This is a genomic window from Adhaeribacter terreus (assembly GCF_042657365.1).
GTDB classification, from domain to species: Bacteria; Bacteroidota; Bacteroidia; order Cytophagales; family Hymenobacteraceae; genus Adhaeribacter_A; species Adhaeribacter_A terreus.
Genome location: NZ_JBHSKT010000001.1, coordinates 468,418 through 482,472, shown reverse-complemented (window position 1 = coordinate 482,472; position 14,055 = coordinate 468,418). Strand labels below are relative to the sequence as shown.

Below are 14,055 nucleotides of genomic sequence, written 5' to 3'. Positions count from 1 at the left end.
ATGCTTATTATTACTGGAAATATTCCTTCACTTTCTCGAAGAAACCTTTTTCATTTTTTCCCGGGCTTGGGGTAAAGTTCTGAGAATCACGCAGCTTTTCTAACAGATCTTTTTCGCTGCTGCTCAGGTTTTTCGGCGTCCAGACGTTGATGTAGATCAACTGGTCGCCTTTTCCGTAACCGTTCAGGTCTTTAATGCCTTTGCCGCGCAGGCGCAGAATTTCACCGCTTTGGGTACCGGCTTTCAGGGTAATCTTCGCTTTGCCTTCTATGGTTGGAACTTCAATGCTCGCGCCTAAAGCTGCATCTACAAAGCTGATGTAATGGTCGTAAACTACGTTATTGCCGTCGCGCTTCAGCGTTGGGTGTACTTCTTCTTCAATCTGAATTAAAAGATCACCCGGTACACCACCGCGTTCCGGCACGTTGCCTTTGCCGCTCATGCTCAACTGCATACCATCGGCCACACCCGCCGGAATGTTAATCGGAATTACTTCCTCCTGCAACTGACGGCCTTCGCCATGACAGACGTCGCATTTCTGCGTTACGATCTTGCCTTCGCCGTGGCAGGTTGGGCAGGTTGCCGTACTCACCATCTGACCCAGCATGGTATTTACCACCTTGCGAACCTGGCCCGAACCCTGGCAGGAAGTACAGTTCTGGAGCGATGAGCCGTTTTTAGAACCGTTACCGGAGCAGGCTTCGCAGGCTACGTAGCGCTTAACTTTAATTTTTTTCTCAACGCCATTAGCAATTTCTTCCAGGTTCAGCTTAAGTTTAATGCGCAGGTTAGAACCTTTCCGCACTCTCCGGCCACCTTGCCGCTGACCGCCGCCAAAGAAATCGCCGAAGCCGCCACCACCGCCACCGAAAATATCGCCGAACTGGGAGAAAATATCTTCCATGTTCATGTGACCGCCGCCAAAACCGCCGCCGCCGTTCATGCCCTGGTGGCCAAAACGGTCGTAACGCGCACGTTTTTCCTGATTGCTCAGAATTTCGTAGGCTTCCGCTGCTTCCTTGAATTTATCTTCGGCCGTGTGGTCGTCCGGGTTCTTATCGGGGTGATATTTAATAGCAATTTTGCGATAGGCTTTTTTAATTTCTTCCGCACTTGCCTCCCGGCTCACGCCTAACACATCGTAATAATCTCTCTTTGCCATTGTATTTTATGCTCCAATAACCACTTTCGCGAAGCGGATCACTTTATCATTCAGGTAGTAACCTTTTTCAATTTCGTCTACCACTTTCCCTTTCATCTCGTCGCCGGCCGGCGTTTGCGTAATGGCTTCATGCAGATCCGCGTCGAATGGCTGCCCCTTGGCCTCCATAGGTTTAAGGCCTTTTTGCTGCAAAACGTTCGTTAATTTCCCGAAAACTAATTCCAGCCCTTCTTTTACCGCATTTACATCGGTTGCATTTTCCATCGCCATTTTGGCACGTTCCAGGTCATCCATTACCGGCAACAAGGCAGTCATTACGTCTTCCCCACCCGATTTCATCAGTTCAAGGCGTTCTTTGGAAGTACGGCGGCGGAAATTTTCAAAATCGGAGAAAAGGCGCAGGTACTTGTCCTTCATCTCGCTCAGTTCTTCCTCCGTCTTCGAAAGCTCATCGGTTGGCACGCCCGGCATCTGATGATCTGCAGGAATAGTTTCATTTTCTACCGCAGCATCCTGTTTTTCAATATTTTCCAGATTATTTACTTGCTCTTCCGAGTCGGGCGTATTTTTATCTTTTCCGGTTTTCATACCTGTAATTATCGTTTTATACTTATCAGCCAGCCTATCAATTAATTTGCCAAAGCTTTTTTCTGACATTGTGGCACTTTTTAAATTAATAATTAAGAATTAGGAACTAACCTAATGAAGAACGCTTGCCAGTGACTTTTTGGCCTCAAAACCCTACCGTTTTCTGAAGCAAAACCTAAAGCTCTTAGCCTTCCGAAACCAAGCAGTAACTAACCATTCAGCGCCTCCCAGATCATATCTTTGAGCTTGGTAATATTTTTATTGGTAATACTCGAAATAAAAATAGTCGGCAGGTCGGTTGGCAAGGTTTCGCGCATTTCTGCTTCCAGTTCATCGTCTATCAGATCAGATTTGGTAATAGCCAGCAGGCGCTTTTTATCCAGTAATTCCGGGTTGAAAGTTTCCAGTTCATTGAGCAGAATATGGTATTCTTCCAGAATGTCCGGGCTATCAGCCGAGATCATGAACAACAGAATGGAATTGCGCTCAATGTGTTTCAGGAAACGAATTCCCAAGCCTCTACCTTCTGAAGCGCCTTCAATAATACCCGGAATATCGGCCATTACGAAGGATTTGTAATCGCGGTAAGCCACTACGCCCAGGTTTGGGACCAGCGTGGTAAAAGGATAGTTCGCAATTTTTGGCTTGGCTGCAGAAACTACGGAAAGCAAGGTTGATTTTCCGGCATTCGGGAAACCAACTAAACCTACATCTGCCAGTAACTTTAATTCTAAAATTACCCACTCTTCAATGCCTTCTTCGCCAGGCTGCGCGTGGCGGGGCGTTTGGTTGGTTGGCGATTTGAAATGGGAATTACCCAAACCGCCGCGGCCGCCGGGAGTAAGAATTATTTCCTGACCGTCTTCCACGATCTCGGCTTTCAGTTCGCCAGATTCGGCGTCGCGGGCAATAGTGCCAATAGGTACATCCAGAATAATATCCTGGCCTTGCGCACCGGTACTGTGGCTGGAACCGCCATTTTCGCCGCGGCCGGCAATTACGTGTTTCTGGTATTGTAAGTGCAAAAGCGTCCAGAGCTGGGCATTGCCACGCAATATAATGTGACCACCGCGCCCGCCGTCGCCGCCATCAGGACCACCTTTGGCGTTCTTTTTATCGCGGTGTAAATGCGCTGAACCTGCGCCGCCGTGGCCGGAACGCGAACATATTTTTACGTAGTCGATGAAGTTTGATCCTGACACGTTCTGGGGTTTTAAATGATAGCTGAAAGCCGGTTTCACCTTGAGGCAAAACCGGCTTCCGATTAGTTTTTCAGCCTGAAACCCTACCGTTTTCCGATAGGTTCAAACTGCTTATTTATTGTGCTTTGGCCAAATGCCGGTCTATGATGGCGCAGCTATTGTCAAATATCTCTTCAATTTCGCCAATGCCGTGAACCGCAAAGAATTTACCTTGCTTTTCATAGTAATTGGCTACCGGCGTAGTTTTGTTATTATATTCCTGCACACGTTTGCGGATCAGGTCTTCGTTCTGATCGTCGGGGCGGCCGGAAGTTTTACCGCGCAGCAACAGTCGTTTGGTAAGTTCTTCTTCGTCCACTTCCAGCGCGATCATGCAGGTAATTTCGGTGCCATTTTCTTTCATTAGGCGATCCAGACCTTCGGCTTGCGGTACCGTGCGCGGGAAACCATCGAAAATGAAGCCGCCGGCAGTTTTATTTTCCTTCAGCTTGTTATCGATCATCCCGATTACCACTTCGTCCGGCACCAAAATGCCTTCGTCCATCAGTGCTTTGGCTTTTAAACCAAGCTCCGTGCCCGCCGTAATTTCAGAACGTAACAAATCACCGGTAGAAAGGTGTACAAGGTTATATTTATCAATCAGTTTCTGGCTTTGAGTACCTTTGCCAGCGCCCGGAGGGCCAAATAAAACGAGGTTCAGCATGCTTTCTTCGTGAAAATAAAGAGCAAAAATAATAATAAATTCGCGGAAACTGTTAATCTTACAGAAAATTATCCTTTTAATATGAAGAAAGCTATGGCTTCGATCGTACTCATACTGCTTTTATCCGCACACACCTTTGCGCAGCAAAATCCGCCGGTAAATAAAAAAGACGCTCTGAATACGCAGCCGGAAATGGAAGAAACTATCCGCAAATCGCATCGCCCGGCCGGAAAGAAAAAAGAAGTAATTCCATCCGAAGTACAGGCAAGAACTCATATTCAAAACCTTAAAAACGGGGTTTTACTGGTTCGGCTCAGGACCTCAGAAAAAGCAATTATCAGCCTGGAGAAAGCCGGGAATGAACAGATGGCTGCTACGTTGCGGCGGAGACAGGAAGCAGAAAACAAGCGTTTGATCGCCGCATTTCAGCAGCATTTTAAGTTTTGCCCGGTATATTTCTTTCTCAGCAGTTATTCAGACAAAATAAAATCGGGCGATTATAAAGGAAGCTTTGTAAATGAGAATCTGGAACTTACGGCTGCCCCTGAAATTGCAGACCGCAATTACTACGTTGCTGAAATAACCGACCTGGAGCAATACCGACCGGAACCGGATGATTTGAATTCAAGCAATAATGCCGAAGTTTCGTTTAAAGCACTGGTAGTTCGCGATAATGATTTTCACCAGCTCAATAAACCTTTCCCATATTTCATAAAAGCATCGCAGAATATTCCGCCGCGGAAACGTTCGGAACCGGAAATGGTAGAACTTTTGAACGGAAATCTGGTTTCTTTTTACAAATCTACGCTTAAAAAACGTTAGAGAACTTTATAAATATCGCGCAGGTTTCTTCCTAAACCGTTATAATCCAGACCATAGCCCACTACAAAATCATTCGGAATTTCGCGGCCAATGTATTTTACGCTGAGTTCGTGCTTCAGGCATTCCGGTTTCTGAAGCAAGGTCGCGATCTCGATGGAAGCGGGATTTCTTTCTTTCAACATAGCGAGTAATTTCACTACGGTATTACCGGTATCTACAATATCTTCCAGAATAACGAGGTGCCGGCCGGCAACATTTTCTTTCAAACCAACCAATTCTGTAACCTGCCCGGTGCTGGTGGTATTTTCATAAGAAGAAACCTTCATAAAAGAAATTTCGCAGGGCATGCTCACTTCTTTTAACAGATCTGAAGCAAACATGAACGAACCGTTCAGAACTGCAACAAACAGCGGGTTCAGGCTGGCGTAATCTTCGTTAATTCTGTCAGCCACAACTTTAATATCGTTGAGAATTTCAGTTTCCGGAAGGTAAATGCCAAAAGATTTATCGTGCAGGGTTACGGATTGCGATGCCATTGGTAACGTTTGATCAGGTTTGAAAAATCAAAAGTAATACAAAAAAAGGAAAAGTTTTTCCGTGTATTTTTGAGTTTTTTAGTTTGAAAGGACACCGTTTTTGTCATCCTGAGCACAATTGAGCGCGGGAGCGCGAAGATTGCGAGCGTAGCTCTGAAGGACCTCATCGGCGGGAAGTAGTTTTTCAACTACAAAGCATACCGTTTTTGAAAGACCTTTCTTGCTAAACATCTAGCTTTCTACTTTTATCGGCAATTTATTCCCTCTAGCCGGGCGGCTTCGTTTCTGCGTTCGCGGCTGCAACCCTTCCTTGCCGCACGCGGCATGCCTGCGGCACCAGAAGACTTGGAGGCCGCTCATGCAGAAACTGGTGTCAGTTTCCCTTCGTAGTCAGCTTCTTTTTTAGTTTAGCTTTCTAACTAACGTGATTTTCGCGCGACGCTGCGCTGGCGATAGGTGTGGGAAATTAATTAAGAATATTCATTGCCGTTTGCTTTAGCTGACGGTACATATTCAGATCAAAAGTCCTCCCCTGTTTTTAGGGGAGGATTTAGGTGGGGTATTTTGTCATAATCCTATCCCACTAAGCCTTAAAATCGTATTCAAATCAATTGCTACCAACTTCTGTAGATTGATTTGCAAAAAAAAAATCCTTCCGGAAACTGGGAAGGATCTTTTTCATATGGACTTTTCGCGTGAAAAACGCTACTGTTTTTCATGCAAAAACTTAACTACTTTCTGGCTACTGTAATCACATGTGTACTTTCAGTTTTCTGATCGTAACGTGCTTCCGGAGCCTGAATGGTATTTTCCGGATTCTCGATGCGGCGATCGTGCTCTCTGGAATTATCGGCGATGTGCGGCGCAATTACCAGCGAAACGATAGACATTAATTTGATCAGGATGTTCATAGATGGGCCGGAAGTATCTTTAAACGGATCGCCAACGGTATCGCCGGTTACGGACGCTTTATGCGCATCAGAGCCTTTGTATTCCATTTTGCCGTTGATCATTACACCTTTTTCGAAGGATTTTTTGGCATTATCCCACGCACCACCGGCATTTGCCTGAAACATCGCCATCAATACGCCCGAAACCGTAACGCCGGCCAGTAAACCACCCAGAATTTCGGCGGAAGAAGTGTACTGGAAAACGCCTTTCAAACCAAAACCAACAATAATCGGGACGATCAAAGCAATTGCGCCCGGCAACATCATTTCCCGAATAGCCGCCTGGGTAGAAATGGCCACGCATTTTTCGTATTCCGGTTTGCCGGTTCCTTCCATAATGCCCGGAATTTCGCGGAACTGACGACGTACTTCGTGCACCATGGCCATGGCCGCTCTACCAACCGCCGAAATGGCTAAAGCAGAGAAAATAAACGGTATCATGGCGCCCACAAAAAGTCCGGCTAATACCGGTGCTTTATAAATATTGATCGCATCGATACCCGCAATTCCTACGAAAGCTGCAAATAAAGCCAGGGAAGTTAAGGCAGCCGAAGCAATGGCGAATCCTTTACCGGTAGCAGCAGTAGTGTTGCCAACGGCATCCAGAATATCGGTTCTTTCGCGCACTTCTTTCGGTAATTCGCTCATTTCGGCAATACCACCGGCGTTATCGGCAATCGGCCCGAATGCATCGATTGCGAGCTGCATAGCCGTAGTGGCCATCATACCAGCGGCAGCAATTGCCACGCCATAAAGACCGGCAAACGCGTAAGAAAGCACGATACCGATGGCTAAAACGATGATCGGAAGAACCGTAGATTCCATACCAACAGCCAGACCACCAATTACGGTTGTAGCGTGGCCGGTAGAACTTTGCTGTACAATGCTGTTAACCGGGCGTTTGCCCATAGCGGTATAATACTCGGTGATGATACTCATTAAAGCACCTACGATCAGGCCCACAATTACGGCATAGAAAACTTCCATGGAAGTGAATTCGAAACCACGCATATTCATGGTATCGGGCAGCATCCAGTTTATTACAAAGTAAGAAGCTACAGCCGTTAAGATCACCGAAACCCAGTTGCCTAAGTTCAGCGCACCTTGTACGTTTCCGCCTTCTTTCACTTTCACGAACATTACTCCTATTATGGAGAAGATAATGCCCAGACCGCCAATCACCATCGGTAATAAAACCGGAGAAATCCCGCCAAAATTATCGTTCGCTACAATTTCGCGACCTAAAACCATGGTTGCCAACATGGTAGCCACGTAAGAACCAAATAAGTCGGCACCCATACCAGCTACGTCACCTACGTTATCGCCTACGTTATCGGCAATGGTTGCGGGGTTTCTTGGATCATCTTCCGGAATTCCGGCTTCTACTTTACCAACTAAGTCCGCGCCAACGTCGGCGGCTTTGGTGTAAATACCGCCGCCTACGCGGGCGAATAAGGCAATACTTTCCGCGCCTAACGAGAAACCGGTTAAAACTTCCAGCGCACGTTCCATTTCGATGCCGTTTACATCGGCGCCGGTACTTTGCACGAAGATCTGATAAAGCACAATGAACAGCGAGCCTAAACCCAGAATTGCCAGACCAGCTACGCCCATACCCATAACCGAACCACCGGTAAAAGATACGTTCAGCGCGCGCGACAAACTGGTTTTAGCGGCTTCGGCGGTGCGTACGTTGGCTTTGGTAGCAATGCGCATGCCTATAAAACCAGCCAGGGCAGAGAAAACGGCACCCATAATAAAAGCCAGGGAGATGGTCCAGTGCGATTTTTCGCCGGTAAAGCCCAGGTATGCCAGTAAAATAGTGCCGATAATTACAAAGTAGGCAAGTACCTTATATTCTGCTTTCAAAAAAGCCATAGCTCCTTCGGCAATATACCGGGCAATGGTCTGCATTTTTTCGTCGCCGGCATCCTGCCTGGTTACCCAGGCCGATTTAACGGCGGTGTACAGCAGCGCCAGGATTCCCAGCGCCGGGACTGCGTAAACGATTTCTTCCATTTAAAAAATTTTTGAGCTTGATGATGAACATAGTTTAATTGCTCTAAATATAGAATTTTCTAAATGAAATCTGCAAGAAATAAACGTGAAATTTATAATTCCTTTAACAGAACCTTGTACATCTCCGCCATGGCCTGAATATCGGCTTTATGCACGATCTCGTTAGGTGAATGTACGTTATCTTCCGGCGCACCAATAAAACACCAATCCCAGGGAATATCACTGTGCTGAAGCTCTTTTCCGTCAGATCCGCCCGCACTTTCCACTTCCACCTGATATGGAATTCCTGTCTTCTTCGCGATCTCAATGATCTTCATTACAAAACTACGCCGCGGAATTAAACTATCACGCAGGGAAATAGCCACGCCTTTTCCAGCCTCCACTCCTTCCGTAACCCAGGTTATATCAGAAATAAGAGCCTGCTTCACGCCGTAAGTTTCGTAAATATATTTGGCCAGGTAGCGCACCGAACCACCGCCGTGCTCCTCCCAGCAACTGAAAGCAATAATGCCATCTTCCAGCGTTTCGGCCAATTTCAACGCATTCCAGACACCCAGCCGGTTATCCAGGTAGCAACATTGCACAGTTTCTTCCGTTTCGCGGAAATCAGGTTTAAAAACCAGTTCAGTGCCACGTTCAATGTCCCGTTCAAAATCGTAGGTCAGTTCACCGGTTTCTTCATTTTCTACCAGCGTGCATTCAATTTTTCCTAAGCTGTCTTCGCCTACCAGTTTGTAACCCGTTTCTGTATCTGGTCCGCCAATTTTAATGAGCTGTTTACCATAACGCACCATAAAACCAATGGAATCTAAATGGGCAAAAACGGCCGTCCGCGGCTTTCCGAAAACCAGCAAAATACAGTCCTGAAAAGTTTCGCCAACAATAATTTGCGGTTGCAATTTCCAGTTCGCTTTTTCCGTTTCAATATAACGGAGCACGAAATTTGTCATGTTAATTTCATTGCCAGAAGGCGCGTGCACGGCACAGAGTTTTTTCAGTAATTCCATAGCGTTTTTATCAATTGCAGGTATGTGTGTACTTTTCAGCCATCACCAATAAAAAACGGTATGGTTTTGCACCGAAAAAGTCAGGAAATAATACTGGTAAAATTAGCACAACGCCATCGCACTTGTTGCGTTTACTTTTAATTACTTTCGTTTTTTTGTTATTTGCAGCTATGAAGCGACTTTTTTGCCTCTTTTCCCTAGCGTTTTTTGCCTTCGCTGCCCACGCTCAAAACGATTCGATCCGCAATACGGCCCGCGAACAGCAGATCGTAGATTCTATCATGCGCGTGATCGAGATCGATTCGGTGGTAGTGCTGCCGCAGCCCAAAGATATTCGCGGCATGCTTTTGCTCGACAAAGATATTCAGAACGAACTTGGTGGCGCAGTAGATAATCTCTACAATTTCAAATACGCTTTAGCCGAAAAACAATTCAAGTCGCTGCGCCGCCGCTACCCCAAACACCCCATGCCTTATTTTCTGATGGGCCTGAGCCAGTGGTGGAAAATTGTACCAACGAATATTCGCACCAAACAATACGACGCCGCTTTTTACGCTTACATGGATACCACCATTACGCACGCCGAAGCGATGTTTGATGCCAATGAGAAAAACTTTGAAGCTGCCTTTTTCCTGGCTGCTGCATACGGTTTCAAAGCCCGCCTGCACGCCGAACGTAGTGACTGGAGCAAAGCCACTTTCGCCAGCAAAAACTCGCTGGAATATCTGCAGAAAAGCCGTGTTGGCAACGACTTGAGTCCGGAATTTTTATTTGGCGAAGGCCTTTATAATTACTACGCAGTCTGGATCTCGAATAATTATCCGCTGCTTAAACCAGTGCTCCTGTTCTTCCCGGATGGCGATAAAAAACTTGGTTTGCAACAACTGAATACGGTAGCAGCAAACGGTTTTTATACTGGCACCGAAGCGAAATTCTTCCTGATGAAGATCTACGCCAACGAAGAAAATAACCCGGCTGCAGCCATGCCAATTTCGCGTTACCTGGCCTACACCTATCCGGATAATGCCTATTTCCAGCGCTTTTACGCCCGCTTAGCTTTTCTGGAAGGCAATTTCATGGAATCTGAACGCGTTTCGTTAGACATTCTCGATAAACTAAACCGCCACATGCCGGGCTACGAAGAAATTGGCGGACGTTATGCTTCTTATTTTCTCGCCTACATTTCCCAAAACAAGTACAAAGACCTGAACCGCGCCAAAGGATATTACGAGCAATGTGTAAATTTCTCGAAACAAACCAACGAAGAGAAATCCGGCTACGCACTTTATGCATTGCTGAATCTGGCCAAAATTGCGGAACAGCAGCAGGATCTGAAACTGGCAAAAAAGCATTATGAGCGCCTAAAAGATATTGCCGATAAGAAATCTGAACCGCATAAAGCTGCGAAAAGCTGGTTAAAGAAGCATCGGAAGGTATAATATTCTTTTTGTCAGTTGATTTAGCTTCCGTTTCACAACATCAAACAGCGCTACCGTTAAAAAAAATAATTATTTTTGAAGGATAAAGCCCTATCAATACTATACTTGTGAATAAACCTTATTTGATTGAATTCCCTAAACTTGGTTCACCTGATATTGGTTATATTTCCGTTGCTGAAAATTCCAGCCTCATTCCTTTTGACATTAAACGCGTTTTCTGGACCTACTATACCCCGGAAAGTATTGTAAGAGGGCGACATGCTCATTATAAGACTGAGCAGGTATTAGTTGCAGTAACAGGCAGAATTATTGTTACTACCGAAATGCCCGACGGTGAAATTCACACCTTTATTCTGGACAACCCGCATGTAGGCGTATATATTCCTCCTTCGGTCTGGCATACCATGCAGTATTCTCACACAGCCATTCAGATGGTATTAGCTTCTCAGCCTTATAATGAGGAAGATTACATCCGGGATCACGCTGATTTTCGCAAGCAATGGAACAAGTGATCCGGGCTTTTAATGAACAGGCTGAAAGACTGCTATACTATTCACCTTATAATTACCTCCGGGAACTAGGGCGACATTCGCATTTCAACTTTTTGCTGAACCAATTGCAGCTTTGGCTGAACCAAGCCGCCAACCATTTTACTTTCAACATAGAAATAAATGGCGCTGCTTATTCCTTTTTGTATCATTTCCTTCCCTGGGATAGCGATCACTTTCAGGTTTCTACCTGCAAGTTGTTCACCGTTCTGTATCCGGAAAATAATTTCGTTGACCTTGTTCAGGCAGTAGCAGGTTTTCTCAAACATTTACATTCCAATAATCCGGGCTACTTTTTCGGAGAAATTCCTGCGGAAGACAGTCTGCTTTTACAGGCTTTTACGGCTTCCGGTTTCCGGCTAAGTGAAACCCGGCTGAATTATTATTTTGATCAGGTACAAACTTTCGAATCTGAAAGATTTCCGGTACGGGTAGCGGGCAAAAACGATATCGATTTAATAAAAAAAGTAGCCTCTCAAAACCGAAACCCTTTTGACCGGTACCACGCCGACATCTTTTTTACACCTGAACAAGCAGACAACTACCTGGCAACCTATGCAGAAGCCTGTCAGAAAGGTTTAGCCGATCTAGTATTACTCCCCGGTGAAAATGAGCGAAATTCAGAAGCCTTTATGGCAATTTTACGCCATAAACAAGATGCTGAACAACTGAACACAAGTTTTGCCCGGATCCTGTTAACGGCTGTAAGTCCGGACTGCAAAGGCTGGCACCTGAAACTCGCTTCAGAAACTATTCAATTCGCTAAAGAATGGAATACCCGCTACGTTTTAATGACTACCCAAGCCACTAACAGAGCGGTTTTCCGCACTTCCGAAAAGCTTGGCTTTAAATTAGGAAGCACAACCCATTTATTAAGTATCACGATTTAAATTGTTTGCCGTAACTTAGCACTTCCTTTTTTACCCCATGACAATACCATTTTTATCATTTGAAGCCCAGAATAAGCAGATAAAACCTCTGATTATGCAAGCCATAGAAGAGGTTTTTGATTCACAATGGTATGTTTTAGGCAAGGCAGTAAAAAATTTCGAAGCCGCTTACGCAGATTTTAGCCAGACACAATTCTGTATTGGGGTAGCCAATGGTTTAGATGCCTTACATATTGCTTTAAAAACGCTGAATATTGGCCCCGGCGACGAAGTGATCGTGCCTTCAAACACCTACATTGCTTCGTGGATGGCAGTATCTTTTGTAGGTGCAACACCAGTTCCGGTAGAACCAGATCCGGAAACCTATAACCTTGACCCGTGCAAAATAGAAGCAGCAATAACCTCCAAAACCAAAGCAATTATGCCCGTCCATTTATATGGCCAGGCTTGCGAAATGGATGCAATTATGGCAATTGCAAAAAAATATGATCTGTTTGTGGTTGAAGACAATGCGCAAAGCCAGGGTGCTACTTTTAACGACAAAGTAACAGGCAGCTTCGGCGACATTAATGGCACAAGTTTCTACCCAGGGAAAAATTTAGGTGCTTTAGGCGATGCCGGCGCGATAACTACCAATAAATCTGACCTTGCGCAAAAAGCACAATCGATCCGTAACTACGGCTCGCAAAAGAAATATTACAACGAAGTTATTGGCATCAATTCCCGTTTAGATGAACTGCAAGCTGCAGTATTAAATGTAAAACTGCCTTTCCTTACAGAATGGACCCAGCAACGTCAGGCAGCTGCTACCATTTACTATCGGGAGCTTGAAGGAATCGAAGATTTGATTTTGCCCAAAATAATTATTGGCGCTACCCATGTATACCATCTGTTTGTTATCCGTACTTCCAAACGCGACACTTTGCAGGCACATTTAAACAGAAATGGAATAGGCACCCTGATTCATTACCCGGTTCCGCCCCATTTGCAAAAAGCGTATCAGGCTTCCGGCTTTAATCCCGGAGATTTTCCTATAGCCGAATCTTTAGCCAATACCAGCCTTAGCTTACCCATGTATCCCGGTTTAACCGAAAATGAAATTGTGGTAGTTTGTAATCAGATAAAAAGCTTCTTCTATGCCCAAGCTTAGCATTATAATCCCCTGCTATTTCAACGAAGAAAATATTCCGGTTACTGCTGGGAAATTGTTTGAAACGGAGGCCTTGTTTCCCCCGGAAGTCACCTTCGAATACATTTTTGTAGACGATGGCTCTAAAGACAACACTTTAGCCGAGCTCCTAAAGATCAGAAATGCAAATCCGGAAAAAGTAAAGGTTATTAAACTGGCGGGCAATGTTGGTTCCTATAATGCTATTGTTGCCGGAATGGAGTTTGCGACCGGCGATTGCAATGCAATTATTACAGCCGATCTACAAGACCCCCCAGAACTAATGCTACAAATGTACGCTTATTGGAAAAAGGGACTAAAACTTGTGATTGGCAACCGTCAGGACCGCGAGGAATCTACAATGCAAAAATTTTTCGCCAACGGCTTTCATTGGCTCATGAAAAAAATTGCCTTAAAAAACATTCCGGATGGAGGCTTCGACTTTGTTTTCTTTGACAAACAAATCAGGGAAGAAATTCTAAAAATAAAGGAAAATAATTCCAACGTTTTTTACCTGATGAGCTGGATGGGATATGACTATGTAAATATTCCTTATGTGCGCAAGCAACGCGAAATTGGTAAATCCCGATGGACATTGAAGAAAAAAATAAAGCTCTTAATTGATTCTTTATTAGCCTTTTCCTATTTCCCTATCCGGGCTATTTCCGTTATGGGATTACTGTTAGGAGTTATAGCTTTTATTTACGGCCTTTATATTTTAGTAGCAAAATTCTCAGGTGTTATTGCCGTCCAGGGCTGGACGGCAATAATGCTAGTTCTACTATTTGTTTCCTCTTTCCAGATGATTGCACTGGGTATTATTGGGGAATATGTCTGGAGAGGTTTAGATGCATCAAGGAAGAGACCCTTATATATCGTTGAAAAGGCTTTTCCAAATGATTTAAAGTAATATTTCAATTTTAGAAGGTTTTAGTTAAGCCTTATTTATCTCACATCAACTCAACATTCACCTAATTAAATAAAGCTTCAGAATATTAGGTTTTGTTTTTACCTGAATGCA

At 44.9% G+C, this 14,055-nt stretch carries 13 protein-coding genes; 6 read left to right on the top strand and 7 right to left on the bottom strand.

Annotated features, from left to right (window positions below; all coding sequences use genetic code 11):
* Nucleotides 1–10: 10 nt before the first annotated feature.
* The 4 genes from dnaJ to ACFPIB_RS01990 form a co-directional block, all read right to left on the bottom strand.
* A complete protein-coding gene (gene dnaJ, locus ACFPIB_RS02005) occupies nt 11–1,162 on the bottom strand; it encodes a molecular chaperone DnaJ (RefSeq protein ID WP_378015744.1) in 1,152 nt (383 codons plus the stop codon).
* A gap of 6 nt (nt 1,163–1,168) precedes the next feature.
* Entirely contained in the window at nt 1,169–1,750 is a 582-nt protein-coding gene (locus ACFPIB_RS02000) for a nucleotide exchange factor GrpE (protein WP_378015743.1), read from the bottom strand.
* Nucleotides 1,751–1,959: 209 nt separating this feature from the next.
* A complete protein-coding gene (obgE, locus tag ACFPIB_RS01995) occupies nt 1,960–2,952 on the bottom strand; it encodes a GTPase ObgE (protein WP_378015742.1) in 993 nt (330 codons plus the stop codon).
* 115 nt (nt 2,953–3,067) lie between these two features.
* The gene (locus tag ACFPIB_RS01990) at nt 3,068–3,655 is read right to left on the bottom strand and encodes an adenylate kinase (protein ID WP_378015741.1); all 588 of its coding nucleotides are present in this window, start codon (nt 3,653–3,655) and stop codon (nt 3,068–3,070) included.
* A 93-nt stretch (nt 3,656–3,748) separates the two neighbouring features.
* Here ACFPIB_RS01990 and ACFPIB_RS01985 point away from each other — a divergent pair, with 93 nt between their 5' ends.
* Nucleotides 3,749–4,477, top strand: a complete 729-nt coding sequence (locus ACFPIB_RS01985; protein ID WP_378015740.1) for a hypothetical protein — start codon at nt 3,749–3,751, stop codon at nt 4,475–4,477.
* Here the strand turns inward: ACFPIB_RS01985 and hpt are convergent.
* From hpt to ACFPIB_RS01970, 3 genes are all read right to left on the bottom strand, one after another.
* Nucleotides 4,474–5,013 (bottom strand): hypoxanthine phosphoribosyltransferase, encoded by a 540-nt coding sequence (hpt, locus tag ACFPIB_RS01980; RefSeq protein ID WP_378015739.1) that lies wholly within the window; start codon nt 5,011–5,013, stop codon nt 4,474–4,476. The two genes, ACFPIB_RS01985 and hpt, sit on opposite strands and share 4 nt — an antisense overlap.
* Before the next feature lie 731 nt (nt 5,014–5,744).
* On the bottom strand, nt 5,745–7,982 hold the full coding sequence (locus tag ACFPIB_RS01975; protein ID WP_378015738.1) for a sodium-translocating pyrophosphatase: 2,238 nt from the start codon (nt 7,980–7,982) through the stop codon (nt 5,745–5,747).
* 92 nt (nt 7,983–8,074) lie between these two features.
* Complete coding sequence (locus ACFPIB_RS01970) at nt 8,075–8,989, bottom strand: M20/M25/M40 family metallo-hydrolase (RefSeq protein WP_378015737.1); 915 nt, start codon at nt 8,987–8,989, stop codon at nt 8,075–8,077.
* A 170-nt stretch (nt 8,990–9,159) separates the two neighbouring features.
* On the opposite strand from ACFPIB_RS01970, the gene ACFPIB_RS01965 reads away from it, so the two are divergent.
* The 5 genes from ACFPIB_RS01965 to ACFPIB_RS01945 all read left to right on the top strand — a co-directional run bounded on the left by ACFPIB_RS01965 (nt 9,160) and on the right by ACFPIB_RS01945 (nt 13,944).
* Complete coding sequence (locus tag ACFPIB_RS01965) at nt 9,160–10,428, top strand: tetratricopeptide repeat protein (RefSeq protein ID WP_378015736.1); 1,269 nt, start codon at nt 9,160–9,162, stop codon at nt 10,426–10,428.
* Between the two features lie 107 nt (nt 10,429–10,535).
* On the top strand, nt 10,536–10,940 hold the full coding sequence (locus ACFPIB_RS01960; protein ID WP_378015735.1) for a sugar 3,4-ketoisomerase: 405 nt from the start codon (nt 10,536–10,538) through the stop codon (nt 10,938–10,940).
* A complete protein-coding gene (locus tag ACFPIB_RS01955; RefSeq protein ID WP_378015734.1) occupies nt 10,928–11,866 on the top strand; it encodes a GNAT family protein in 939 nt (312 codons plus the stop codon). Before ACFPIB_RS01960 ends, ACFPIB_RS01955 begins: the two co-directional genes overlap by 13 nt.
* Nucleotides 11,867–11,903: 37 nt before the next feature.
* Complete coding sequence (locus ACFPIB_RS01950; protein WP_378015733.1) at nt 11,904–13,016, top strand: DegT/DnrJ/EryC1/StrS family aminotransferase; 1,113 nt, start codon at nt 11,904–11,906, stop codon at nt 13,014–13,016.
* Nucleotides 13,003–13,944 (top strand): glycosyltransferase family 2 protein, encoded by a 942-nt coding sequence (locus ACFPIB_RS01945; protein ID WP_378015732.1) that lies wholly within the window; start codon nt 13,003–13,005, stop codon nt 13,942–13,944. Before ACFPIB_RS01950 ends, ACFPIB_RS01945 begins: the two co-directional genes overlap by 14 nt.
* Nucleotides 13,945–14,055 lie beyond the last annotated feature (111 nt).